Annotated in this window: 21 protein-coding genes; 12 read left to right on the plus strand and 9 right to left on the minus strand. The window is 46.5% G+C overall.

Translation table 11 applies throughout. The annotated features are described in order from the left end of the window. Positions 1–335: 335 nt before the first annotated feature. A complete protein-coding gene (locus C0033_RS21940; RefSeq protein ID WP_103230063.1) occupies positions 336–1,550 on the minus strand; it encodes an AraC family transcriptional regulator in 1,215 nt (404 codons plus the stop codon). A gap of 302 nt (positions 1,551–1,852) precedes the next feature. Here C0033_RS21940 and C0033_RS21945 point away from each other — a divergent pair, with 302 nt between their 5' ends. From C0033_RS21945 to C0033_RS21955, 3 genes are read left to right on the plus strand one after another with little or no spacing between them, the layout of a single operon-like run. Next, positions 1,853–3,298 carry an MFS transporter gene (locus C0033_RS21945; RefSeq protein ID WP_103230064.1) on the plus strand — a complete coding sequence of 482 codons (1,446 nt, stop codon included), beginning with the start codon at positions 1,853–1,855 and terminating at the stop codon, positions 3,296–3,298. 17 nt (positions 3,299–3,315) lie between these two features. Continuing rightward, positions 3,316–4,131: an HAD hydrolase-like protein gene (locus tag C0033_RS21950; RefSeq protein ID WP_103230065.1), complete on the plus strand. Its 816-nt coding sequence runs from the start codon at positions 3,316–3,318 to the stop codon at positions 4,129–4,131. A gap of 15 nt (positions 4,132–4,146) precedes the next feature. Then, complete coding sequence (locus C0033_RS21955; protein ID WP_103230066.1) at positions 4,147–5,844, plus strand: glycoside hydrolase family 3 N-terminal domain-containing protein; 1,698 nt, start codon at positions 4,147–4,149, stop codon at positions 5,842–5,844. A 240-nt stretch (positions 5,845–6,084) separates the two neighbouring features. Here C0033_RS21955 and C0033_RS21960 read toward each other — a convergent pair whose 3' ends face one another. Beyond that, a complete protein-coding gene (locus C0033_RS21960) occupies positions 6,085–7,446 on the minus strand; it encodes an MATE family efflux transporter (RefSeq protein WP_103230067.1) in 1,362 nt (453 codons plus the stop codon). A 283-nt stretch (positions 7,447–7,729) separates the two neighbouring features. Here C0033_RS21960 and C0033_RS21965 point away from each other — a divergent pair, with 283 nt between their 5' ends. Next, complete coding sequence (locus C0033_RS21965) at positions 7,730–8,206, plus strand: GNAT family N-acetyltransferase (RefSeq protein WP_103230068.1); 477 nt, start codon at positions 7,730–7,732, stop codon at positions 8,204–8,206. Positions 8,207–8,291: 85 nt separating this feature from the next. Here the strand turns inward: C0033_RS21965 and C0033_RS21970 are convergent, their stop codons facing one another. The 4 genes from C0033_RS21970 to C0033_RS21985 form a co-directional block, all read right to left on the minus strand. Next, complete coding sequence (locus C0033_RS21970) at positions 8,292–8,882, minus strand: type 1 glutamine amidotransferase family protein (protein WP_103230069.1); 591 nt, start codon at positions 8,880–8,882, stop codon at positions 8,292–8,294. Between the two features lie 117 nt (positions 8,883–8,999). Beyond that, the gene (locus C0033_RS21975) at positions 9,000–9,959 is read right to left on the minus strand and encodes a YafY family protein (protein ID WP_103230070.1); all 960 of its coding nucleotides are present in this window, start codon (positions 9,957–9,959) and stop codon (positions 9,000–9,002) included. A gap of 34 nt (positions 9,960–9,993) precedes the next feature. Next, on the minus strand, positions 9,994–11,319 hold the full coding sequence (locus C0033_RS21980; protein WP_103230071.1) for an MATE family efflux transporter: 1,326 nt from the start codon (positions 11,317–11,319) through the stop codon (positions 9,994–9,996). 16 nt (positions 11,320–11,335) lie between these two features. Continuing rightward, a complete protein-coding gene (locus C0033_RS21985; RefSeq protein ID WP_180994853.1) occupies positions 11,336–12,292 on the minus strand; it encodes a LysR family transcriptional regulator in 957 nt (318 codons plus the stop codon). Between the two features lie 234 nt (positions 12,293–12,526). Between C0033_RS21985 and C0033_RS21990 the strand changes: the two genes are divergently transcribed. Together C0033_RS21990 and C0033_RS21995 are read left to right on the plus strand one after the other, a co-directional pair. After that, the gene (locus C0033_RS21990; RefSeq protein ID WP_103230073.1) at positions 12,527–13,819 is read left to right on the plus strand and encodes an SLC13 family permease; all 1,293 of its coding nucleotides are present in this window, start codon (positions 12,527–12,529) and stop codon (positions 13,817–13,819) included. 21 nt (positions 13,820–13,840) lie between these two features. Continuing rightward, positions 13,841–15,289: a serine hydrolase gene (locus C0033_RS21995; protein ID WP_103230074.1), complete on the plus strand. Its 1,449-nt coding sequence runs from the start codon at positions 13,841–13,843 to the stop codon at positions 15,287–15,289. A gap of 74 nt (positions 15,290–15,363) precedes the next feature. Here C0033_RS21995 and C0033_RS22000 read toward each other — a convergent pair whose 3' ends face one another. Further along, positions 15,364–16,401 (minus strand): WG repeat-containing protein, encoded by a 1,038-nt coding sequence (locus C0033_RS22000; protein ID WP_103230075.1) that lies wholly within the window; start codon positions 16,399–16,401, stop codon positions 15,364–15,366. 1,188 nt (positions 16,402–17,589) lie between these two features. Between C0033_RS22000 and C0033_RS22005 the strand changes: the two genes are divergently transcribed. After that, the gene (locus C0033_RS22005) at positions 17,590–19,020 is read left to right on the plus strand and encodes an extracellular solute-binding protein (RefSeq protein ID WP_103230076.1); all 1,431 of its coding nucleotides are present in this window, start codon (positions 17,590–17,592) and stop codon (positions 19,018–19,020) included. Next, positions 19,013–20,965, plus strand: a complete 1,953-nt coding sequence (locus tag C0033_RS22010; RefSeq protein WP_103230077.1) for a sensor domain-containing diguanylate cyclase — start codon at positions 19,013–19,015, stop codon at positions 20,963–20,965. Before C0033_RS22005 ends, C0033_RS22010 begins: the two co-directional genes overlap by 8 nt. 821 nt (positions 20,966–21,786) lie before the next feature. Here the strand turns inward: C0033_RS22010 and C0033_RS22015 are convergent. Then, entirely contained in the window at positions 21,787–22,032 is a 246-nt protein-coding gene (locus C0033_RS22015) for a spore coat protein (protein WP_103230078.1), read from the minus strand. A gap of 13 nt (positions 22,033–22,045) precedes the next feature. After that, entirely contained in the window at positions 22,046–22,219 is a 174-nt protein-coding gene (locus tag C0033_RS27190) for a hypothetical protein (protein ID WP_180994854.1), read from the minus strand. A 140-nt stretch (positions 22,220–22,359) separates the two neighbouring features. Here C0033_RS27190 and C0033_RS22020 point away from each other — a divergent pair, with 140 nt between their 5' ends. The 4 genes from C0033_RS22020 (at position 22,360) to C0033_RS22035 (ending at position 26,993) form a co-directional block, all read left to right on the plus strand. Then, a complete protein-coding gene (locus tag C0033_RS22020; RefSeq protein ID WP_103230079.1) occupies positions 22,360–22,791 on the plus strand; it encodes a nucleotidyltransferase domain-containing protein in 432 nt (143 codons plus the stop codon). Then, positions 22,775–23,311, plus strand: coding sequence for a hypothetical protein (locus tag C0033_RS22025; RefSeq protein ID WP_103230080.1), 537 nt, complete (start codon positions 22,775–22,777; stop codon positions 23,309–23,311). Before C0033_RS22020 ends, C0033_RS22025 begins: the two co-directional genes overlap by 17 nt. Positions 23,312–23,403: 92 nt before the next feature. Further along, positions 23,404–25,290, plus strand: a complete 1,887-nt coding sequence (locus tag C0033_RS22030; protein ID WP_103230081.1) for an ABC-F family ATP-binding cassette domain-containing protein — start codon at positions 23,404–23,406, stop codon at positions 25,288–25,290. Further along, the gene (locus tag C0033_RS22035) at positions 25,287–26,993 is read left to right on the plus strand and encodes an ABC-ATPase domain-containing protein (RefSeq protein ID WP_103230082.1); all 1,707 of its coding nucleotides are present in this window, start codon (positions 25,287–25,289) and stop codon (positions 26,991–26,993) included. Before C0033_RS22030 ends, C0033_RS22035 begins: the two co-directional genes overlap by 4 nt. Positions 26,994–26,996 lie beyond the last annotated feature (3 nt).

Here is a 26,996-nt window from a genome sequence, read left to right on the forward strand (position 1 = left end):
TTTTCTTATTATTATTCCAAAGTATGTGAAAACTAAAGAACCGCCGTATACGAGACCCGTTCGTACGGTGGTGTGAGAGGTCGGCTACCCAAATAATGGGTAGCCTCCTACTCGATGCCGCTGAGCAGCGAAGTCATCAAGAGTTCACTGCGAATGGCGCTGGCCTGCCTCGTTCTGTCCTTACGGGCCTTAGTAGCTCTTAGGGGCGAATCCCGAATCCCATTTGGCTGCAGCTTCCTTCCCCGGCCCGGACAGCCCTTCCGACCTTTGTCTTCCGGCTCCGCCTCCCGATTCCGTGCGTACCCTCCGCTATCCGCCCTCGTTAAACAACAATTCTAATGCACCCCAATGCTTTCTTTTCCGCGGTATTCTGAGGGGGTCATTCCCATATATTTCTTAAAACATCTGCTGAAATAGTTTAAATCACTGAATCCCACATAACCCGACACATTTTGTATCGGCATTCTTGTAAAGGACAGCAGTTCTGCGGCCTTTTGAATCCTGGCTTCCGTAATGTAATTGGAGATGGATTTGCCCACCTCTTCGTTGAACAGTTTGGACAGATAAGAGGAACTCACTTTAATTCCATCTGCGATTTTTCCCAATGTCAAAGGATCGGCCAGCCTCACATGAATATAGGTAATTGCCTTTCTGACTAACGGCGAATACTGGTCCAGCCGGTGCTTCTGGACGAAACGGCAGTAGGCGCTTATCATCTGAAATTTAAATTCGTCCAATTCCTTCAGATTGTTGGAATTCTCAATCAGCATCGCGAAATTTGATGATATAATATCCAGATATACCGGGTGGATTCCGGCCAGTTCAGCACTTTTCCTCAGCATGGTATTCAGGGAAAAGCCCAGGTTTTTAGCAGTGCGGATGGGATCTTCCGTTCTGACGATGGAACGGCTGTACTGGGAAAAGAGACGGTAATATTTCAGCGCCAGATCCGAGTTTCCCTGGCGCACCTCCTGCAGCATCATCTTTTCCATGCGGTATCTTTGCTCTAAAAGTTCCATCATCGCTTCATCGTATCCCTCAGGAGACAGATTGGCAACTTCTCTATTGTGCTTTGCCTGGGGCTGGTAATGCTGATAGGGAATATTTTCTTCATAATGGGTGATCACTTTCATAGCTGTTCTGGCCGCTTCCAGCATGGTGGAATTGGTGGCAATCGGCATTCCCATATAATACTGATAAAGCGGGAGCAGCAGGGAGAGATTCAGATTGTTCTCCTGGAGAATCTGTTCACAATAAGAATTATCAGGCGTATTGAGCAGGTATGGGCCGATCAGGAATAATTGGTTTGTTTCTTCCACCAGAAAAAAAGTGAAATTCAAGCCGATGAAATCCGTGATGTGATATAGGATGCGGGGCTGAAAGGATTCCGCCATGGTTTCCGTAATAAAAAACGGAAAATTCTGTTTCAGAAAATCCGGGATGTACTGCTTAATGTAAACTTCCATATCCTCCAGCCGGTTTTCACATACTGCGGCGGGAACCTCCGTTAAGGCTTCGATAAACTGTTTTGAGATCAAAGCTGCTTCCATAATGGGCTATTTTCCTTTCTGAACAGTAATAAATTATAAAAAATGCACAAAAATACTCTCTGAGATCTATTGAAATTGACTTTATCATATAATAAAATATTGCTAATTACAATTATATAATCCTAACGGTAAAAAGTCAATTTTGCTAAAATAAAGATATCAATAAAGCCGGCGAAAAAATAAATTTGAAATAACCTTAAACAATCTTTTAAATTCAGTGTTGATTAGAAACTGCAACGTTCGGAAATGCCGTCACGAAGCATTCCGAAAAACATGCCGTAAAAGGCGAAAGAGAGGATAATATGGAAAACAATAAGGGAACAGCAAAACAATATAATAATGCTAAGATCTGGCAGATCGGGTTTTTCTCATTAAATAACTGTGCAACAAACATTGCCATGTTTTTAATGATGCAGTACTCCTATTTTACACAAAATGTGCTCGGTATGGCGGCAGCCATTATTGGAATCATAGCCACTAGCACCCGTATCTTTGATGCTGTCACAGATCCGATCGTAGGATTTTTAGTTGACAGAACCAATGGGAAATTTGGCAAGTTCAGACCGTATATGCTGGTCGGCAACGTGATTATCTGGGCCTGTTTGATCGTCATTTTCAATATTCCGGGCACTCTGGGCCTTACACAGAAATACGTTTTAACCACTGTTTTCTATGTGTTATACATTGTTGGATATACCTGCCAGACCGTCGTTACAAAAGCAGGTCAGGCGGTTCTTACCAATAACCCGAAACAGAGACCGATTTTTGCAGGTTTCGACAGCGTGTTAACCCAGATGGCAAGCGCATTGGTTCCTATGCTGATCACCACCATTTTGGCTGAAAAATATTCCGTAGGCGAGTTTATCGGTGAAAACGGCAAAGGATTAGGCATGATCAATCCGGCTATGTGGAGAGAAGCGGTTCTTATCCTGGCTCTGATCTCCTTCATTTTCACCATCCTGGCGATGATCGGCATCAGCCAGAAAGACAGACCGGAATTCTTCGGCGTTGCAGGCTCACAGCCAAAGCTGAAATTCAGAGATTACACAGATATCATTGCACATAACCGCCCGATTCAGATGCTGATCATCTCAGCGGCTACCGATAAATTGGGACAGCTTTTGATGAGCGGTACGATGACTTACTTGTTTGCCAACATGCTTCTCAATTCAAAACTTCAGGGCGTATTTTCCAGTATGTTAATCATTCCGCTGGTAGCAATCTCCATCGGAGGCGTGTTCGTATCCAGAAGATTCGGTCTGAAAAGAACCTTCCTGACAGGTACCTGGGGCTCCATGATCATGTTAATCATCATGTTCATCGTAAAACCCAATCCGGAAGCTCCGGCAATCTTCTTAGGCCTGTTCCTGGTTCAGAAATGTCTCGCCAGTATGGGCAACTCAGGAATCATCCCGATGATCGCGGACTGTACCGATTATGAAAGCTACAGAAGCGGCCGTTTCGTGCCCGGCATGATGGGAACGCTGTTCTCCTTTATCGACAAGATGATTTCTTCCTTCTCCGCATTGATCCAGGGCTTCGCCTTAACCATGGCAGGCGTAGGTAATGTGGTAATCAAGCCAAATGAGCCGGTTAACGATACATTTAACATGGCAATCATGGTCTGCTTCTGTATCGTGCCGATTCTGGGCCATCTGGCAACCATCATAGCTATGAGATGGTACCGCCTGGACAAGGAAAAAATGGCTGAGATCCAGACCGAACTGGCAGCCAGAAAAGCAGCTTAACTTAGAAAGGAGCGCTTATGGAGAGAAAAAAGTATCTGGTTTGCGTGGATTCCGACGGATGTGCCATGGATACCATGAATGTTAAACATAAATTTTGCTTCGGCCCCGAGCTTTTAAACGTATGGGCTCTGGAACCGTGGAGAACGGAAGTCCTGAAAATATGGGACACGCTGAACTTATACTCCAAAACCAGGGGAATTAACCGCTTCCTCGGTCTGGAGCTGGCGCTCAGCACATATGCCGACATGGGAATTTTGAAAGAGGATATCAGCGATCTGACAAAATGGGTGGAAGAGAGCGGCGAGCTTTCCAACCGCGCTTTGGAACAGAAGGCCAAAGAAACCGGAAGCCCTATATTATTCAAGGCCCTTAACTGGTCCGAGCGGGTAAATGATTCCATATCCCGGCTGCCAAAAGACGACAAACCGTTTCCCGGCGTGAAAGAGGGGCTTAAAGCCATGAGCCGTCAGGCCGATATCGTGGTAGTGTCTTCCGCCAACCGGGAGGCCGTGGAAGCGGAGTGGACCCGCCACGGTCTGACCGCTTATCTGAAAGACGTGATGACTCAGGATATGGGCAGCAAAGCCCGTTGTATCGGACTGCAGCTGGAAGAAGGATATGAAACATCCCATGTATTGATGGCAGGAGACGCGCCCGGAGATTTAAAAGCGGCTGAGGCAAACGGGGTGTTCTTTTATCCCATTCTTCCGGGAAAAGAGGAATTTTCCTGGACCCGCCTGAGAACGGAAGCATTTCCCCGCCTATTGGAAGGAACTTATAAAGGAGATTACCAGGAACAGCTGATTCGTGAATTTCAGGATCTATTAAAATAAAGGAGAGCGAAGATTATGGTAAATTTGAGAGAGAAACCGTATTGTTTAACAGAAGAAGATATCAATTGGATCGAAACCACCATTGCGGGAATGAGCGATGAAGAAAAAGTGGGCCAGCTGTTTGTCAATATGGTAACCAGCCGGAAACCGGAGGATTTAAAATACGTGGTGGATCATTATCATGTGGGGGCCATCCGCTATCACAACGACGCTCCGGAAGTGATCTACGAACAAAACCGGGTGCTTCAGGAAAATACGAAAATTCCCCTTTTAATCGCCTCCAACTGTGAAGCGGGAGGAAACGGCGGAGTGGCAGGCGGAACGGCCATCGCCACCGGAGCGGCCGTAGCCGCATCCAATGACCCGTCCACAGCTTATGAATCCGCCAGAATCGGCGCGGCAGAGAGCGCGGCGGTGGGCTGCAACTGGAATTTCGCTCCCGTAGTGGATCTTCTGTACAACTGGAGAAATACAATCGTACAGTGCCGGGCATTTAACAACGATCCTGACGATGTAATCGCCTATTCCAAAGAATTTTTCCGCGGAATAAAAACGCAGAATATGGCAACCTGCTGTAAGCATTTCCCAGGAGACGGAACCGAGGAAAATGACCAGCATCTCATCATGGGCGTCAACGATATGACCTGCGAGGAATGGGACCAGACTTTTGGAAAAGTATATAAAACCCTGATCGATGAAGGCGTGATGACCATAATGGCAGGCCATATCGCCCTTCCCCAGTACAGCAAAAAGCTTTGCCCGGGAATGAAGGATGAAGAGATCCTTCCGGCAACTCTGTCTCCGGAACTGATAAACGGCTTATTAAAAGAACAGCTTGGATTTAACGGGTTAGTGGTCACCGATGCGTCCCATATGATCGGAATGTTCGCAGCCATGCCCAGAAGAGAGCAGCTGCCAAGGGCTATTGCCGCAGGATGCGATATGTTCCTGTTCTTCAACGATATGGAAGAAGATTTCGGATATATGATGGACGGCTATAAAAACGGAATCATTTCCAAAGAGCGCATGGAGGATGCCCTCCGCCGTATTTTGGGCATAAAGGCCAGCCTGAAACTGCATAAGCTTCAGAAAGAAGGAAGGCTGATTCCGGCGAAAGAAGGATTATCCGTAATCGGCTGTGAAGAACACAAAAAAATAGCGGCCCGGATGGCAGACCGTTACATCACGCTTGTAAAAGACACAAAACATTATCTGCCCATCAGCCCCGAAAAACAAAAACGGATCAAGCTGGTATTCATCGGCGGAGAAGGAACCGTTGTGGCCGGAAAGTTAAAACCGGATGACAGCGAGGAAGTAAAAGCCCGTTTGATTAAAATACTGGAAGAAAAGGGCTTCGAAGTGGATGCGGGCAACCCGGAGATCAAGGGAAAGATGGAAGAAGTATCCGCAAAATACGATCTCTGCCTGGTGGTTCTCAATGTGGCAGGTTTTGCACAGTTTAACACCATGCGGGTGAAATGGTCGCTTCCGATCACACAGCCGTGGTATGTATCACAGCTGCCAACCATTTTCCTGTCATTGAACTTTACCAATCATTTGATCGATGTGCCTATGGCAAAGACATATATCAATGCTTATGTAAATTCGGATGAGGCCATCAGCGCTGCTGTGGATAAGATGATGGGAAAATCCCCGTTCCATGGGCGTTTTAATGAAAATGTATTCTGTGGCAGGTGGGATACGCGGATTTAAAGTAAAGGGTGAAGGCATTTTCGAAAATGCTTTGAGGATTTAAAGTAAAGGGTGAAGGCATTTCTGAAAATGCCTTCAGGGTTGATGTAAAAAAATGAGGATGTACGTAAAAAAATATTAACCAGTCCAGCAAAAACCAGCAAGTAACAGGGAGCCGGAAATGGAGGCAGCCGCCAAAGCGCGGCCCATCCCCCATTCCCGGCTCCCTATTCTTCTCGTCCCTCCCAATCCTTGTGATTGCTAGTTAAATTCCATCTGAAACCGCCTCCGCAAATCCTTCATCACCCGAAGGTAAGCCGGAATCAGGAACAGGTCTGCTGCAATCCAGGCGATCGGATTGGAGTAGCAGGTGGCGATATATCCGAACACAGGCACCAGACAGAAGCCTGCAAAGGAACGGGCAGCCATCTCGCAGACACCGGCCAAAATCGCCAGTTTGGGATAGCCCAGCCCTTGTATCATGAAACGGACAATATTTACAAGAGCCAGAGGGAAATAAAACAGGCTGTTGCCGAGGAGGAAAAGCCTTGTATTATGAAGAATTTCCGTTTCCTCTGCATTTACGAACAAAAGAGCCACCGTATCGCTGAACAGATAGAGCGCAGCGAAGCCGATAACCGAATAGACCGCTCCTAAGATAACGCAGGATTTCAGTCCCTGGCTGATGCGGTCGAGGCGTTTGGCTCCAACATTCTGGCCCCCGTAAGTTGCCATCGTGGACCCCATGGCGTCAAATGGACAGCAGAAGAACATGCTGATCTTGCTTCCTGCTGTGACAGATGCAACGGCCACTGATCCCAAGGAGTTGACAGCAGTCTGAAGGATTACGCTTCCGATTGCCGTGATGGAATATTGAAGTCCCATGGGGATTCCCATTCCGCACAGGATTTTCATGGAACCTGCGTCCGGTTTCCACTCATCCCCTTCCATTTTAAGAAGGGTGAATTTCTTTCTCATGTATAAGAGGCAGAGGATTCCGGATACACCCTGAGCGATTACGGTGGCATAAGCCGCACCTGCAACCCCCATATGAAGGACAATGATGGTAAATAAGTCCAGCAAAATGTTGAGCACCGAGGAAATCAGCAGGAAAAACAGCGGTGTAGTGCTGTCTCCCAGTGAACGGATGATGCCGGAAAGCATATTGTAGAGATAAATGGCCGGTATGCCCAGGAAAATGATAAATATGTAATCATAAGCTCCGTCGATGATATCGACAGGCGTTTTCATCCATACCAGGATTCTGTAACAGAACAGACATACAACCGTAGTCATGACAGCGGAGAAGATCAGCGCCAGCCATCCGCTGTTGGCCACAAAGCGGCGCAGGGCGGAGTAGTTCTTTTCACCGAATTTCTGTGCCACGGGAATGGAAAATCCGCTGCACACGCCGATACAAAAACCGATGATCATGAAGTTGACGGAGCCGGTTGACCCGACAGATGCCAATGCGCTCACGCCCAGGTATTTGCCCACAATAATTGTGTCCATCATGTTGTAAAATTGCTGAAATAAAAGGCCGAACAGCATGGGGATCAGAAATCCCAGTATTAATTTCATTGGTGAACCTGAAGTCATGTCTTTTGTCGCTTGTTTTGACATCGTTTTGTCCTCTTTCTTCGTATGATTCTAAGAACATAATGTACACTGAATCCGTGATTTCTGCAAGAGGGATTTTTTAATAATGGGAGGATTATTTAATAAAAAAATTTAGTGAAGCCGTATGCGGCTTTTTATAAAAACGGTAAATTGGCTGAACGGTTGCAGTTGGCTTTCGTAATGAAAAATCCATTTATGTGAAAGCAGGTTAGATTATGATACAATATGAAAAAGCAGGTATTGATTGAATCAGAAAATATTGAAAGGAAGAATTTGAAACTTGGATATGGGGTATAGAATACGAGAGATGAAGGAAGAGGAATATCCGTTATTAAATGATTTTTTGTACGAAGCAATTTATATTCCCGAGGGCGTAAATCCGCCTCCGAAATCTATAATAAATACGCCTGAACTGCAGGAATACGTTTTGAATTTTGGAAAGTCAAAGCACGATAAGGCTCTGGCCGCAGAGATAAAAGGAAAGATTGCAGGCGCTGTCTGGGTGCGGATCATGAATGATTACGGGCATATTGACGACGAAACGCCCTCCCTTGCCATGTCTGTACATAAAGAATACAGAGGGATGGGAATCGGCACGGAGCTGTTAAAAGAACTGCTTTCAATTCTGAAATCCGGCGGATATAGAAAGGTTTCCCTGTCTGTTCAGAAGGCCAATTATGCGGTAAACATGTATAAAAAAGCCGGTTTTCGCGTTATAGACGAAAATGAGGAAGAATACATTATGGCGGCTTATCTTTCCTAAATCACACAAGGCTGCCGCCCCAACTGTGGAAAATCTACAGCAGCCGGAGCGGCAGTCTGTCTGCTCAGGACGTGAAACTGAGCGATTAATTTGAGTTGGAACCGGGATAGAACCCTGTTTTATGAAGCCGGTACCATTCTGCAATGTCAGCTTCCGGTTTTGTTTTCATAAAAATCAGGATTTCTTTGGCAAATTCCAGAGCGGCGGAACCGTTAGCCGTGATGATGCCGGAATCGCAGACCGCCTGTTGTTCCAGAAAATATTGATCTCCTATGTAGTGGGGTGCCTGCGATTTCATGAACTCTAAAGTATTTCCCGTATGACGGATGGTGTTCAGATAACCGTTTTCGGCCATAAAATTAACCGCATTGCAGATTGCCCCCACAGGGATATGGTGTTTAACCGCGTATTCCACCACTGGGAGCACGCCGTTGTTTTTCTGTTCCATCCAGGCGTACCCGCCGCATAGGATGAGCAGGCTGAACTCATCGGGAAAATCCTCGACGGAATAGTCGGGGAGGACTTTAAACCCGCCCATGGAGAGTTTCGGAGCTTTGTCTAAGCTGATTGTTTTGACCGTATAGCCGCTTTCCTGCGAATTGAGTTCCGTACAGAGATACGAAGGTTCCCAATCTGCATAACCGTCAAAAATAAAAATTAGCGCTTCTTTTTTCATATTTAATTTCCACCTTTCTGAACCGCTTACTATTCACAGCGCCGATGGCCTCTGCCGTCGCTGTGAATAGTAACTGAACAGTCATCATTCTACAATAAAAAAGATGACAGCTGTATGTCATCCTTTATAAAAACAATTTATTTTATTAATCCGTTTTTGAATTTCCGCAAAAAGCTCCGGCGGGGAGATAACCCGTACTTTGTCCAAAAGCCCTATGACTGAATCGGCGGCATAGGACAGGTCGGCAGTATAAAAACGGATTTCCCCGTGATCTGTAGACCGCCCTTCCCCGTTTGAAGATACCAGGGGATGTAAGAAGAACGCGTCGATCTTTTGGGTCAGGTCAAATTCACAGGAAAGGTCATATTCCAAGACCACTTCAAACCAGCCTTTTTTCGCCTGAAAAGACAAAAGGTCCTTCCCGAAATCTGTTTTAAATTCAGGCGTTTTGACAGGGCGGAATTGAAACTGGGTTTCCAATAATTCAAAGGACGCGATTCTGTTTAGACGGAACAGGCGGAAATCACCTTGTTTAAGGCAGAACCCATACAGATACCAATAGGACTGCCGGAATAGAAGCTTATGAGGCTCCACAGTTCTTATGGAACGGGAAGTTTTCCCGATATAATCCATGCGCACCAGGCGGCGGTCCAGAATGGCCCGGTGGAGAGCGGCTGTTTTTTCACGTGTCAGACTGTCCTGAAACCAGGAAGACAAGTCTATCACATAGGGGCTTTCGGTCAGAAAATCGGATTCCTGTCCGGGCACCAGCTTTGCAGTCAAATTCGTCACATCTGAGTCGTTGTCAATGCTTTTCAGGCCGTTCAGCGCCGTCAAAAGCTTTTCTGAATCATTTTCCGTTAAAATCTTTTTATCCAATTTATATTCCTTAATAATTGCCACTCCGCCGCCAAGTCCCGGATAGGATACGATGGGGATTCCGGCGCAGCTAAGCGTTTCCAGATCCCTGAAAATGGTCCGCTTAGAAACTTCGAACCGTTCGGCCAGTTCCTGAACCGTAATTTTATCCACTTCTCCAAGAATGCTGAGCAGCCCCAGCAGCCGCTGGATTTTCATATAAAATCCCCCTTCCGTTAACGATATATGGATGCTAAAGCAGCTTCGCCAGGATGCGCCTGTAAAAGATGACGGTAAGAACCGTGGCCGCAATCCAGCCAAAGGGCCATGCCATCCAGATTCCCGTGCTTCCAAACGCAGGGGAGAACAGCCAGGCAAAACAAATGCGCAGTATCAGATCCGGGACCGTGGCGATGACGAAATAAACCATGGCCGAGGCTCCCCGGAGAACTCCGTCGGTCATCAATTTGATGGCGATCATGAAATAGAAGGGCGAAACGATTTTTAAAAACCAGCTTCCCGCTTGGATGGCATCCGCGCTGCTTTCATTGAGAAACAGCCCCATCATCTGATTGCTGAACAGGAAATACAGGACAAAGAACGGCACCGCAGCGATGAGGGAAAGCTTTATTCCTTTTTTAAACCCCAAAGGGATGCGGAAAGGCCGCCCCGCTCCGATGTTCTGAGCCGTGAAGCTGGACATACAGCTGCCGAGAGCCATAAATGAGGTGATGGCAAAGGTATTTAATTTGATTGCGGCAGAATATCCTGCGATGGTGACGGAACCGTACTGGTTTACGATCACCTGGATGAACAGATTGCCAACGGACAGCACGCTTTGCTGCATAATGCTTGGAACGGCGATGGAGGAAATCTGGTTAAAAATGTATTTGTCAAAAAAGGGAGCATTTTCTCCGCCGGTCATATTTTTCAGACGTCCCCACAGCGTAAACAGCGCCAAAAGAGAGGAAATGCCCTGCGCAATAAAGGTCGCCCACGCCACGCCGGCCACGCCCATGTGAAAAACGGCCACAAATAAGATATCCAGCAGGATATTACCCACGGAAGAACCGATCAGAAAATAAAGAGGGGTTTTGGAATCCCCGATTGCCGTAAAAATCCCCGTGCACACGTTGTAGAGGATCAAAAATGTCATTCCAAGGGTGTAGATGCGAAGATACAAAGCCCCTGCGTCGAAGATATTGCCTGGAGTCCGGATCAGCCTCATCATGGGGGCGCAGAAGATCAGGCCGTAGGCTGTGAGGAAAAGGCTTAAAATTCCGCAGGCGATAAAGGCAGTGGTGACGGCCGATTTCATTTTTTTAAAATCTTTGGCTCCGAATAGCCGGGAAACGATGACGGAAGATCCCAAGTTGCTGCCCGTGGCAAATGCCATGAAGATGACTGTGATGGGATAGGAAGCTCCAACGGCCGCCAATGCGTCTTCTCCGGCAAATCTTCCGGCGATCATGCTGTCGGCGATGTTGTAAAACTGCTGAAACATGACGCTTAACAGCATGGGGAGCAAAAAGCGCCAAAGCTTATTTTCCGAGTGGTCTAAAGTCAGGTCTGTGTTCATGTGAAAGTCCTTTCCGTTATGGCAGGAAGCTGCCGTATTGCCCCAGATTATTTGTCCGGGAGATCAGATTTTGGCTGATGATTTTGATGCACAGCTTTTCCTGAGGAGTAAATTTCCTATTTTTAAGGGAAAGAATGCCGGATGCATCTATGGCCACCGGAGAACCGATGCAGAATACTTTTACATTATCCGGACGGCTGATATAGGAATAAAAGGAGTCCGAACAGAAGCACAGGCCGATGCCCTTTTCCGCATACTGAATCGCTGCGGTGGAACTCTGCACTGTAGTGATTACATGAGGCAGGGTGATCCCGTTATTTTTTAAAACCTGGTTGATATCCCGGCGGATTCGGCAGTCCAGATTCTGTAGAATGAATTTTTCGTTTGATATCTCATTTAAATCAATCCAGGGAAAAGGGAGGCCGGGAATCTGTTCTGCCTTTTGACAGACCGGATTGGAGGCAGGGATGAGAACCAGAAAATAAGTGTCGCATACCTTTTGGAAATTCAGCACCGTTGTGTCTTCCGGCGTGCAGGAGACGGCAAAGGTGAGACGGTTGTCGACTAAAGCCTGTTCAATATCCCGGTTTAATATTTCCGATGTCTCAATCTGATAATTGGGATATTTTTTATAAAATTCTGCAAAGTCTTCCCACAGATAAAGGGTGATGGAAGTTAGGGTGAAGCCGATCCTGATCACATTGGTTTCCTGTGATTTCAGTGCTTGGAGTTCCCGGTAAAGGTCTTGCTTTTTTGCCGCGATATCCAAAGAATACCGGATATAGATTTCTCCGGCGCTGGTGGGCACGATATCATTATTCTGCCGCTCGAATAAAACAGTTCCGAGACGTGTTTCCAAATTTGAGAGATAACGGCTTAAAGACGGCTGGGAGATATATAATTCCTTGGCTGCCTTTGAGATATTACGGTTTCTGGCGATAGCCAGAACATAATCGGCATCTTTAATTTCCATAAAAACAGCTCCTTTCCTGTGAAAATGGTCCATAGCTTTGAGCTATAGTAACATACTTTATTAGTATTAGTCAACAAACAACTGGGAAGTTATAATAAGAATATCTTAGATGATACGATATATTTTATGATTAATTCACAAGAAAATAAAATGAATCACAGATATATCGGGACAATGTGTTGAGATCCTGGCCGGGACAACTACATAAGAGTAAAAACAGGAGGGATTGAAAGTATGAGTTTATCAACAATAGGGGCTGTATTAGCATTTATAATTTTTGTTGCGGTTTTAGTAATTCCAAAGCTTCCAAACTGGATGACGTTCGTATGTATGGCGCCGGTCGTGGTATTTTGCGGTACCATGAGTTCATCCGATGTATTTGGGGTTTTAAGTAATTCAGGTCTCCATTTGATGATCATTATCTGCATGTTCAGCGGTATGATTGCTGCCACGGGATTGGATATTGTCATCGGCAATGTGGTGGATAAGGCGACCAAAGGGGTGAGCGGGCAGAAAAGGGATATGGTGATTTTCGCAATCCTCTATGCGATCTCCGGAGCGATTTCTTTTGTACTTCAAAACAGTTATGTTGCTATGGCATTTCTCCCGGTTATTTTCAGTATTGCAAAGAAGACCAAGATCAGCCATTCAAAAATGATTTTGTTCATTATCTATGCCACAACTCTTGGAGGCGCCTGTACCCTGATCGGTACTCCGACGAACATCTATGCGAACACGGCGCTTGAGGAGGCCGGTCTGGAACTTTTCGGCATGTTTGATTTTATATGGGTAGGTCTTCCTATTTTTATCATCGGCGGAATCTACATGATCCTTATGAACCGCTGGTGCGCATCCTACGATGAGGAAGTGCCTGGAAATGCCAGCGCGGAAGTGGGCATTTTAACAGCAGAACACAAGAAAAAACAGTTGGTGGTGGGCATTGGATTTGTGGTATTTATCATCGCTCTTATTATCGACAGCCTGAAGCTGGCAGTGGTAAACCCTCTGTTTATCGGATATGCCATGATCGCCCTCATTATTCTCACCGGGCTTGTAACTCCAAAAGAGTCTCTGTCCTCCATGGGTTCGGATATGATTATCTTCTGTGCGGGCATTAACCTGATTATCGCAGTTATGAAAAACAGCGGTCTTGGAGACATTTTCGGAAGTACGGTTCTGAGCATTCTGGGAGATACCACGAATCTTTATCTGATTACGGCAGTGCTCTTTATCGGAGCTGCGCTGATGACCCAGTTAATGAATAATATGGCTACAGCGGGCGTGCTGGCTCCTATCGGAATCTCCATAGCGTCGGCCATGGGCGCCAATCCCCAGGCAATCGTGCTGGCCATCGCCATCGGCGCAGGATGTTCTTACCTGACCCCGATCGCATCGGGAACCAACCAGACGCTGATGGTATTTACCAACTTGAAATTCACCGATTTCGCTAAATTCGGATGGCCGCTAGTCATCATCAGCTTTGTCTGCTGCGTTGGTATTTTACCTTTGGTATTCCCGTTCTTTTAAATCGTTTTGAGGAGATTAATTATGAAAAATGTGCTTTTACGTTCAACGCCGGAAGAAGAGGGCATCGATTCCGGCCTGCTCATAGATTTTCTTAATGAAATGGAAAAGGAAGGCGCAGAAATCCACGGGATCATGGCAGTTGTTAACCAAAAGGTGATATTCGAAGCCTATAACGCTCCATACCGTGCGGATATCCCCCATATTCTGCACTCCTATACAAAGACATTTACCAACACGGCCGCAGCCCTGGCGTATACCAACGGGCTGCTCCGGCTGGAAGATAAGGTTCTGTCCTATTTCCCCCAATATGCGGACGGAGCCAACGAATATCTGAAGGAGCTGAAGCTTCTGGATCTGATCACCATGCGGAGCGGCCAGATACGGGGAATCGGAGGAAATGAGTGGAGGCCGCTGGCCAGCAGCTGGATCGACGCGTATTTCCAGGTTCCATGGGTGGAAATGCCCGGTAAACGCTATTTATATTCCAGCGGAAACAGCTATATTCTGTCCGCAGTGGTGCAGAAGGTCACAGGAAAAACCTGCCATGAGTATTTAGCAGAAAACCTGATGCCGGAAATCGGAATTGGAGCTTTCACATGGCAGACCAGCCCGGAAGGCATCTGTTCCGGAGGAAACGGCATCTCCCTGTGCGTGGAAGACATGACCCGTATGGGAATGCTGTATCTGAACCATGGAATGTGGAATGGAAAGCAGCTTTTGTCCCCGGAATGGGTGGATATGGCTTTGGGATATAAGTGTATGGTAACGATGTCGGAAGGTGACCCGGAATATAATTTCCACTGGGAGCATTTCGGGGATATCTGGGCCGCCACCGGCATGTTCGGACAGGGCAGCATCATCATACCAAAACTGAATATGGTGATCGGCATGACTGCGGCCGACAGCTGTTACAGAGCTACAAAAGGCGGATTGATTCAAAAAACAATTGTGGACCCGGCGCTGAAACAAAGGGAACAAAAGGAAGGCATTGGAAATGAGATTCTGAAAAATAAAGGCCTTAGAATGACGCTGGAAGGAAAATACCGGTCTTATTCAAATGAAAAACGTGGTGAATACGGAAAATACGAATACCAAGTTTCGGATGAAACGGACGGGATTAAACGGATTGTCTTAGAATTTATGGAAGGACAGATCAATTTTTCCATGGAAGATCAAAGAGGATATCACACGGTTGCCTGCGGCCTTGACCGCTGGATCGGCTCTTCCACATCCATGACGGGCGCTTATCTGCATCATCAGTATGAACTGGATGAGATGAAGGTTTCGGCATGTGCGTTTTGGGAAACGGAGAATCAGCTTCTGATGGAATGGAGATTTCCGGAAATGGCATTCTGCGACCATGTGAGAATTGTATTTGACGGCCATGATGAGATCAGAATGAAGCGGTGGGTCAATATGAATTCTGAGGCACTGGAAAGGCCGGAAGTTATAGGGAAAATTACGCGGTAAAAAGGAGAACCACGGAGGCTGGACAGCGTTTCGTGGTTCTCCTTTTTACTATGGTATTTTCAAATGTCTTTCTCCTAATACAATTTTTCCGTAAATAAAACGCTCCCATCCATCCGGTTTACGAAATCCACAGTACCGTCCGCCCGAACCGGTCCGAAGCCCTTCGCACCGCCGTACAAGCTCTTTTCCTCTTCATTTTCCGCCGTATTCCCTGTTTTTTCGGTTGGCTCCAATACAAAAGCCCCCTGTTTATCAATAATTCCCCACTGTCCGCCCTGAGCCAGATGCAGGGTAACGGTTCCGCTGTCCTCTGTGTATGGAGCTAACTCAGCACCGACTAATACTCCGGCGTACCCATTGGAGAAATTGGTGGCAGCGTCATATTGGAAAGGAAGAACCAGTGTGCCGCTTGTATCCAGATATCCGAATTTCCCGGTCTGAGTCTCTTCCACAGGCAGATATCCATCGGAAAACTCCGTGATTACGTCTTCTCCTGCCACGCGTACACCATCTAACTGGTTAAGCGGATTGAAATCCCTGTCATAAAAATAAACAAAAGAATTATGGAAATTTTCCACCATCAGGTTATCGCCTGCCCGGCAAATATCGCTGCCATTTTCAAAACTTAAAACAGGTTCATACAGTTTATCCGGCTTGGACACATATAAGGTGCCGTCATATTCGTAAATCAAATAATCGCCGCAGCTGTATTTTAAATTATCCCATCTTCTGACATCCAGTTTTTCCGTACCGTCCACAGTCTCATAATAACGCGGTTCAACATCATAATTTCTATATTCCCCGCCAAATTTATCGTATTTGATTTCTCCTGCTTCCACAACGGACTGCCATCTATATTCTCCGGTAATCAAATCGGGAACTTTTTGGATTTCAAGGCCATTTTCAAAGGAATAAGCTTCCTCTTCTTCAGAAAATGAGGTTTCCGTTTCCGCCTCCTGAGCCTTCAGCATCTCTTCTATAATAGAAGATGGCTGAGGATAGGTTTCCGATTCCGCCTGAGGAAGCGTCTCTTCCGGCTTTTTTGGAATACTGCAGGCAGACAGTGAAAGAAGGGCGGCAGCAGTCAATAATAAATAAGCACTTCTCTTCATAGATTACCTTTCATGTTAACAATATATTTTATAAATTATACCATACAGTCATAGGACAATACTTGAAGGAATTTTTAAATATTCTTAATCTTTCATTCATTTTCTAAAGTTCGTAATATTACGCCTCCCCCTTCACACGTTAGCATGAAAATCTTTATTTTGTTAACTAAGAAACGCCGGAAAGAAGGGGAAACCTGGGCGGGCGGCGGTAATAGAGAAAGACAGGGGATTCGGGTTACGACTCTAAGTGATACTAGGCCGCCAAGAGCGGAAAAAGGCAGCGCGGCGCCATTCACGATGAACTCTTTATGACTTCATCGTTCAAGGGCGCCTCAAATACTGATTCGGAATTCAGTATTTGTCTGCCTTTTTCCACTCTTGCCGACCAAGTATCACTAAGAGTCTGCACACGATCCCCTGTCTTTCTCTATTACCTCCGCCCGCCCAGGTTTCCCCTTCTTTCCGGCTGTTGCTTGGCTAGCTAAGTAAAAAAAGATTTAGTGGATGGAAGAGTAGGTTTTACATCAAGGGTGAGGTCATTTTGCGAAATGCCTTGACGTTTAAAGTAAAACATGAAGGCATTTACGAAAATCCCTTCGTGATCTATATAAATTTGGCTTTACGTAAATACTAATGTATAACATTGCTTTTAACCAGGCTAGCGAAAACCAGCACGGAATCGGAAGGTGAAACCGGGAGCCAAAGATCGGAGGAGCCGTCCGGGCCGGGGGAAGGAAGGTGCAGCCAAATGGGATCGTATGGAACCCCTGTAGTGCTACTTAGGTCCGTAAGGACAGAACGAGGCAGGTAAAAACTGATTTCCGTCTCAGTTTTTAAAGCGCCTCTGAGCAGCGAAGTCATAAAGAGTTCACTGCTCAGAGGCGCTGGCCTGCCTCGTTCTGTCCTTACGGGCCTTAGTAGCTCTTAGGGGCGAATCCCGAATCCCATTTGGCTGCACCTTCCTTCCCCCGGCCCGGACGGCTCCTCCGATCTTTGGCTCCCGGTTTCACCTTCCGATTCCGGGCGTACTCCTTCGCCAACTCCGTTAAATAGCAATTTACCTACATTGGTTTAGGGCTTAATTAAATGATTAGGTATGCTGTAAAAAGTTTTTCATATATGATATAATAAAACAGTCCCTGTTTTTAAACTAATGCAAGAGATTAACAGGATAAAGGAAGAGCGTATATGAAGCGAAAAACAACTGTATCAGCTTTGATAATCTGTATATTGACCGGAATGCTCCTTATAGGCTGTTCGGAAAAAGAAAAGCCGCTTTTGAATCCGGAAGAACCCACTGTGATTACGTTGTGGCATGCTTATAATGCTTATGCGAAGGCCGTATTTGACCGGCAGGTGCAGGTCTTTAACGAGACTGTGGGCCTGGAAAAGGGAATTGTGGTGGATGCATATGGGTATGGAACCAGCGAGGAGCTGGATGAAGCATTATATAACTCGGCTAATCATGTGATTGGGGCGAGTCCGATGCCCAATCTTTTTACTGCGTATCCGGACAGCGCTTACCGCTTGGATCAAATTACTCCTTTGGCAGATTTAAATGCCTATTTCAGTGAAGAAGAACTTTTATCATACCGCCCGGATTTTTTGGAAGAAGGGATTTGGGGGGATGGAGATGCCCTGAAGATGCTTCCCATCGCAAAATCGACGGAACTTCTCTATCTGAACAGTACGGATTGGGAAGTATTTAAAGATGAAACTAGTATTACGGATAAAAATCTGACTACATGGGAGGGACTTGCCGAAGCGGCTCATACTTATTATGTTTGGTCAGACGGTCAGCCGTTTCTTGGTATGAACAGTTATAATGATTTCGCTTTTTTGTCTGCCGCCCAGATGGGAATTGTTCCTTATAAATTGGAACAGGATACATTGAAAGAGTTTTACTATCCGAAAGAGACGGCAAAGAGAGTGTGGGATGCCTATTATGTTCCTCATATAATGGGATGGTATAAAAGCCAGGTTTATAACCAGGATGGAATAAAAAGCGGAAGTTTAATCGCCTATATCGGTTCTTCAGCGGGAGCCGGTTATTTCCCAAAGTCTGTGATCTTAAATGAAACCAGCGAATATGAGATTGAGTGCAGAGCCCTCCCTTATCCGGTCTTTAAAGGCGGTCAGGAGTTTATGAACCAGCGGGGAGCGAATATGGGGATTTCCGCATCCGATAAGGTACACGAATACGCTTCTGCAGAATTTTTAAAATGGTTTACCGATCTGGAACAGAATATTGAATTTACCGTATCAACAGGTTATATTCCGGTGAAGGAAGAGGCATTATCTTCCGTTTCCAGGCTTCTTGAACATGTAAAAGAGAATGATAACAGCGATGCGGTTAAAAAGAGTGTGTCCGCCACGTTGGAAGCCATGGAGAAAGGCATTTTTTACAGCAAACAGGTATTTCATGATTCCTATCGTTATGACGAGATATTCAAAGAATCCTTGTCCCGGAAAACGGAAATTGATTTAAATGAGCTGGAAATGAGAGCTGCCAACGGAGAAGACAGAAAATCTGTACAGGAGGAATTGGCTGGAGAGGACAATTTTAACGAGTGGTATGATAGTCTTATGAATGAAATGGCTGGTATTTTGAATGAATAGAAAAAGAAGCGATACGATTGCATTTAAATTGGCAATTGCGTTTATTATAACCGTGGTTTTACAAAGTCTGCTGATCTCTTACCTGCTGATCTCGGGAGGCGTGATTGAGCAGGCCAGAATTAACGAATATAAGATATTTTCTGAAAAGGTAAACGGGCGTGCGGACAATCTGGCCAATGAGATGACTAATGTCTGGACAAATTTTGAATTATATACCAATCAGATCCGCCAGTATTTTACGGAGATCGATAATTCGGATGGTGGTTTTACAAAGTCGGAAAATGAGATTCTGGAAGATTTGGCTCCGGTTGTGATGGACGCTTTGTATTATACGAAGACTACGGGAGCATTTTTAATCATGGAGGAGGGGACGGATACGGAAAATTCCCATCCCGCCGTCTATTTCAGAAATGTGAATCCGGACAGGGCGGACGAAAAAAACTCCAATCTGTATCTGTTTTCCGGCTCCTGGCGTATTGCGGAAAAGATGAAGGTGGTAACGGACTCCAATTGGAGTCCCAGGCTGACCCTCACCGATGAAAACCAGGATTTTTATGAAAAACCGTTTCAAAATGTGGGTATGGCTCCAAATGAACGCTGGCTTGGATATTGGAGTCCTCCGTTCCGGGTGAAGCCGGAAGGCGAAGAGGTGATCACCTATTCCATTCCATTGTCCGACAAAAAGGGAAAGCCTGTTGGTGTATTCGGCGTTGAGATCGCAGTCAATTATCTGTATAAATTTTTGCCGGCGTCCGATCTGCAGCCGACCAACTCCTATGGATACATAATAGGAACTCTTTCTGATGAAGAAACAAACATGCATGTGGTTGCAGCTCAGGGAGCCTTGCAGAACAGAATTCTTCATGCGGGAGAGACGCTCAGGTTAGAAGAGGTGGACAGCCGGAATTCTATCTACGAGCTGAAAGACCACCACGGCGGCAAGGATCTCTACGCCTGTACCAATGCCATGAAGATGTATTACAACAACACGCCTTATGACGGAGAGGAATGGTATCTGGTAGGCCTGATGGATAAAGATGCGCTGATGCAGCAGCCGGAAAGAATTCTGAATGCGCTTTTGACAGCATTTTTTATTTCCCTGTGCATCGGTATCATAGTCGCAATTGTGTCCGGTAAATGGTTCACCAAACTGGCAAGAGTGATGGAACTGTCGGAAGTTCAGGTGGGAGCATTCGAGATCAAGATGAGGTCCAACAGGGTCTTTATGACAAACCAGATTCCGAAAATGCTGAACCTTACAAAAGCTCAGCAGCACGAATTTGAAAAGGATAAATTTAAGTTCTGGGATTTTTTAAGAGAGATCAGCCAGTCCGGAACGGATGAACCAAACTTGTATAAGATCAGGATTGATGGCGAGGAGCATTGGCTGAGAATCACTCAAAAAATGGAGGATGGTATTGTACGCGGCGTTGTGATGGATGTGACGGAAGAAATCCTCCAAACCAGAGCGCTGAAAGAAGAGCGTGATTACGATGCGCTGACCGGTGTAAAAAACAGAAGGGCATTTGAGCATGTACAGGAACTCTTAAATGCACAGCTGAGCGCAGAATCCCATCTTGGAGCCGTCATGTGCGATTTAAATGAATTAAAACAGGTAAATGACAGTTTTGGACACGATAAAGGCGATGAGTATATCCGATTTTCGGCTGAGGCCATATGCAAAGCATTTCCTTTCGGGGGAGTTTTCCGCGTGGGCGGCGATGAATTCGTAGTGCTGGTTGACAACCTTTCAGAGGATGAAGTTAAAGAATCCTGCAAAAAGCTGACAGAACTGATGGACGAATACAGAAAAACATCCGGTTTCCGCGCAGGAGTTGCATTTGGCTATTCCTTCTATAACCCGGAAAGCGATAATAAACTGGAAGACATGATTTTAAGAGCCGACGAAGCCATGTATAAAAATAAAAGATCCATGAAGCTTTAGGCAGGGGGTACGCCAGGAATGAGGGGGAACCGGGGCGGCACGGCGGATGAATCCATGGGAAGGGGATTCGAGGTTCGGCCGAAGAGTTACTAGGTCCGCAGGGACAAAAAAAGACAGGGCGGCGCCATTCGAGGTAAACTTTTTATAACTTTACCTCTCAAGGGCGCCTTAAAAACTGAATGGGAATTTCAGTTTTTACCTGTCTTTTTTTGTCCCTGCGAACCAAGTAACTCTAACGGCTTCCACACGAATCCCCTTCCCATGGATTCACCCACCGCGCCGCCCCGGTTCCCCCTCATTCCTGGCTGTGTACTGGCTCCGCTGGGGATGAAAAGATTGAAGTAAGTATAGGGAGATCAAAAATATATAAAATGGATGTAAGAAATTTAGTACTATTACCATGAAATAAATACTGTATCAAATTCTTATAATACCGTATACCTTAATTCATTTAGAATACTTCAATAATCATTGGGAACAGCCAAAATAATCTTTTAACCAGGCCAGCGAAAACCTAGCACAAAAGAGGGGGGACGCCGGAGGGCCGGAAGGCGGTTGGGGGCTGGGGGATGGAACGGGCGCTGGATGCATTTGCAGGAGTTTAGTTTCACTTAGGATGTGAAGTTTTGCGTTGCACGTCCAAATAAACCTGTTTGAGCGGCTTCATCGCGAGTTTTTATTTGGACGTGCGTTTTTAGCAAAATTTCAGATCCTTAGTGAATCTTAACTCCGAAACCCGCATCCCGCGCCCGTTCCATCCCCCAGCCCCCAACCGCCTTCCGGCCCTCCGGCGTCCCCCCTCTTTTGTGCGCAGCTTTTACCTACATCCCTGCAAACTGATTCTTAACTTTCTGAATTTTTTCCTGCTCCGCCTGTTCGGTGGTGTACCAGCCTTTTGCGGACATTTTTTTATAGATATCGTCCTGCATGCAAAGGCTGTCCTCTAATGCTTTGTCAAATGTCTGGTGCACATTTTGCGTAGACGCTTCGATGGTGCCGTGGAGATACAGGTCGCATACGCCTTTTGTTGTCAGGAGAAGATTCTCCATAATACATTTGTCATCCATGTGGGTTTCCTCCTTAGATCATATTGTAAAAACTGTCAAAAATCTGCTGGTGCTTTTGCTGTAATTGTTCTACACAGTTTTTAAGCTCCATATCCTGAAGATTCTGTGCCGCTTCCTGGCACTGTGTTTTTAAAAACTTCTCGTGGCCTAACGCATCTTCGATATAAGTTAATTCTTTCGGACTCATTGTTCATCACTTCCATTTTTAATATGTGCAGCAGGAGACAAAAATAACCCTGCAGGAAATAAATGATTAATATTCGACAAAAATAGGAATCCTAAGATAGGAAACGAAAGAATAGGGACATTAAGAAAAGGAGGAATCGCATGCTTTCTATAGAAGAAAGACAGAAAATTGTGGAAGATTATTCCAAAGCTGTGACGCGGGAATTTCCATGCGGTGAAGAGTATAATATCCTCATTTTCGGCAGTTTTCTGACAGACCGCTATGAAGAAGATTCCGATATTGATATTGGGATTTTTTCCTTGAAGCCGGGGCTTACATTCCGGATTTATGCGTATACAAAGGATTATTTTAACAAGCTGAACATTGACAATGATGTGGTGAGGATGAGGCTTGTCAAGTCCCAGTATATCAACATTTCCATTGTGACGGGCCATACCTATGCGGTGACGGAGTATTGTCCGGAAGAATTGATCGGCTATATGAAAGAGATGATGGAAGAATATGGGGATAATCCGCAGGAAACGATAATGAAAGCGGTGAGGAAGGAGGCTGCAAGTGGGAACGTTCGGTGACGCATTAAAAAAGGCGGGAATTACAGGCGGGGATTCCAGAGATTATGATAGGGCGAAGATCACGGCATTTACATTGGAGATGAAGCTTTATGAGATGAAGGATCACATCGATTCCATGAAACGGATTTACCGGAAATATCTGAATGCGGAAGGCACTGACCGGCTGGATTACCGGGACAGCCTGGCTAACCGGTTCGGATATATGGTCATTGCCTTTCAGGATATCATGGAATCCGTGATGGAAGCGGGAGGGGAAATACGGAAGAACGAAGACATTTCCATCCGCCGTGCCATCGGCCAGTTTCAAAGCCTTTTTCCGGAAGCGTGTGAAAATGAGGAGGTGGACAATGCGGTTACGTCCATGTCGGACCGGAATGAAATCGTCCACGCATACGAGAATTATAAGGGAAATATGGAAACCGTGATGGAAAATGTGGAGAATTACGCGGAAGGATACGATGCGGTTTATGATATCATATGGGAGTACTGCGACAGGGAAAATCTGCTGAAGGTCACATGACCCACAGCTAAAAATGTGGAATATTGAGGCGGGCTGTGATATTATAACAGAAGCAAAGTGACTTTGAGAAATGCAGAACAGAAGGAAAAGAGATGTTATATCAGATTGCGGACGGAACGGTGACTTTGGGCGGCGTGCCCATATTGTCACATATTGATTTTGAAATACGGGGAAATGAAAAGATTGCCGTGGTGGGGAGAAATGGAGCCGGAAAGACAACTCTGCTCCGCCTCCTTGCCGGCGAACTGGAACTTGACCGGGATGATAAAAGAAATGGGCCTGGAATCCAGTCTTCCAGAAGGATTACGGCCAGCATGCTGAGCCAGCAGGCATTTTCCGATAAGGAAAAGACGGTGGAGGAGGAGCTGTTGTCCTCCTGTCCGTGCAGGGATTCCTATGCCAGAGAGCGTTTTGAATATGAACGGGAATACGATACTCTGTTCACAGGGCTGGGATTTTCAAAAGGGGATAAACGCAGAAAGCTGTCCTCATTTTCAGGAGGGGAGCAGACAAAGATTGCGCTGATCAGGCTTTTGCTGGCCAAACCGGATATCCTTTTGCTGGACGAACCCACCAACCACCTGGATCTTACGACTGCTCAGTGGCTGGAACAGTATCTGAAACAGTATGAAAAGGCGGTGGTTATGGTATCCCACGACCGCTTTTTCCTGGATCAGACTGCGGATGTGGTCTATGAGCTTTCCGGGGGAAAACTGATCCGTTATGCAGGCAATTACAGCAGCTACCGGGAGCAGAAATTAAAGAATATAAGGATTCAGAAAAAGGCCTACGAGCGCTATTTGGAAGAGACCAAGCGTCTGGAAGAACTGGTGGAGCGGTTTAAGCATAAGCCGAAAAAGGCTTCATTTGCCAGATCCAAGAAAAAGGCCATGGAGAGGATGACTGAGGTCGCAAAGCCGGAGGAAGATGACGTACATATTTTCACCGGAGAGATTCAGCCGTTGATTGCAGGAAGCAAATCCGTTTTGGAAACCGAGCATTTAAAGATCGGATACGATACCCCGGTGCTGGAGATCACCATGCGGATGCGGAAGGGCCAGAAGATCGGAATACTGGGGGATAACGGGGTGGGAAAGACTACCTTTTTAAAGACCGTTGCAGGGCTGATGGCGCCTCTTGACGGGGAATATTCCCTTGGAAATAATATTACCATCGGATATTTTGACCAGCATTCCGCTGAAATCTCTTCGGAGAAGACGGTGGCGGAGCATTTTCATGACCTGTTTCCGGTGCTGACGGAAAAGGAAGTGAGAAGCATATTGGGAGCCTATCTGTTCGGAGGGCGGGAAGCAGGAAAACGGGTGAGTTCCCTTTCCGGCGGAGAAAAATCCAGGCTGGTGCTGGCGGAGCTTCTGCAGAGCCGGCCCAATTTCCTGATCCTGGACGAGCCCACCAACCATATGGATATTCAGGCGAAGGAGACGCTGGAATCGGCGTTTCAGGCATATAAAGGGACGATTCTGTTCGTGTCCCATGACCGGTATTTTATCCGCCAGGTGGCGGATGCGGTGATGATCTTTGAGGATCAGACGGTGATGTATTACCCATTCGGATATGAGCATTATCTGGAGCGGTGCGCCAGAAAGAATACGGGGGAGAGCATAGCGGCCCAGATGAAGGCGGAAGAGCAGGCTTTGATTGCCGGAATGAGGGCCGTTCCAAAAGCGGAGCGGCACAGGCTGAAAGAGATTCCGGAGGAAGAGGCTTATTATGACTGGCAGCTGAGGCTGGCCGGTGAAAAGATGGAAGCCGCGAAGACGGATGTGGAACGGATGCAGGAGGCTTTAAGCGGAATGCAGGAGGACTGGGAGAGGTCGGAAGCGTTCTGGCAGGGAGAGATATGGGTGCTGCGGCAGGAGTATGAAAATCTGAAACGGCAGCTAACGGATCAATGGGAGGAATGGACCCTTCTTTGTATGGAGTGGTATCAGATTGCAGCGGAAGGAGAATTGATATGAAGACATCACAGGATTTGAGAAATGAATTAAACGCCATAGCCAGAAAAAGTTATCCGGCTTATAAATCGGTGCAGGGAAGCTATGATTTTAAGGATTACAAACTGTCCATAGACCATGTGCAGGGAGATCCGTTCGCGTCTCCGTCCAAGGTGAGCGTGCTGATATCAGGCAGACAAGCCGGTTTTCCCGAGCGGCTGTATGAGGAACGGATGAAGCGGATCACCCTTCAGGATTACCTGACCCGGATTTTTGGCGGTCAGATAGAAAAATATAACTTTAAAGCAAAAGGTTCAGGAAAAAGCGGCCTGATCGGCGTAAGCAGGTGCGGTCAGGAAGTACTGGAACGGAGCGCCTGCACCATAAATCCTGAGAACGGGGATGTGCTGGTACGCATGGAGATCGGATTTCCGGCCAACGGAAGAACCATCAATTCAGGAGAACTGATTAAAATCCTGTTCGATTTCCTTCCGGACTGCATCTGTTCCAGTTTCTTTTATAAGAGGTTAAACCATGGCGCTGTTGAAAAAGCTGTCCGCCTTTGCGTGGACCAGCAGCATATCAGGGGGAAATTAGATGAGATGGGGCTGGCCGCATTTATCGCTAACGGATCGGTTCTGCCGAGAGAGAGCGGCGTATCACAAAAGCCCATGAAACAGGCGGTTGTATTTCAGTCGCCGTCCTCCATGGAGGTTACAATCGATCTTCCCTATCACGGCCCTATCACGGGAATGGGAATAAAGAAAGGGGTTACGCTGATCGTGGGAGGCGGTTTCCATGGGAAATCCACGGTGTTGGAGGCTTTGGAACTGGGCGTATACAATCACATTCCCGGAGACGGCAGAGAATTTGTGATAACCGGCAAGTCGGCGGTAAAGCTGAGGGCGGAGGATTCCAGAAGCGTTAAGAAGGTGGATATATCTCCCTTTATCAACAATCTTCCCAATGGAAAGAATACGGTGCAGTTCGATACCCAGGACGCCAGCGGAAGCACATCCCAGGCGGCCAACACGGTGGAGGCGGTGGAAGCGGGAGCGGACCTGTTCTTAATCGATGAGGATACGTCGGCCACCAATTTCATGATCCGGGACGAGTTGATGCAGCAGGTGGTGAGCCGGAGCAAGGAACCCATTACCCCATTTGTGGAGCGGGTGAGGGCTGTCTATGAGCAGCTGGGGATTTCCACCATCATGGTGGCGGGAAGCTCAGGAGCTTATTTCCATGTGGCGGATGCGGTGATCCAGATGGAGGATTATCTTCCTTATGATATTACAAAAGAGGCGAAAGAGGCTGCTTCCCAATATGCGGGAATCCGAATTATAGAAGAACCTATGGACATTGCGGATTTTAACGGAAGGCGCCCGCGCACCAATCCGGCTCTTAAAAATAACACCAGAATTAAGTCTAAGGTGCTGGGACGGGATTCCGTTTCTTTGGATCGGGAAGTGGTGGATTTAAGATATGTGGAACAGCTGGTGGATCAGGAGCAGCTTCAGACGCTGGTCTATCTCCTTAAATATGGGGAGATGAAACTGATGAACGGAAAACGGAGTTTGAAGGAGATCGTGGATGCACTGGAGGATTTGATGGATCAAAAGGGGCTGGAAGCTTTATCGGATATGGCCTATCTCCCGGATTCACTGGCCAGGCCAAGAAGACAGGAGATTTTCGCATGTTTTAACCGGTACCGTGGGCTTTACTTTTAATTC

It is taken from the genome of Clostridium sp. chh4-2 (assembly GCF_002899675.1).
GTDB lineage: Bacteria > Bacillota > Clostridia > Lachnospirales > Lachnospiraceae > CHH4-2.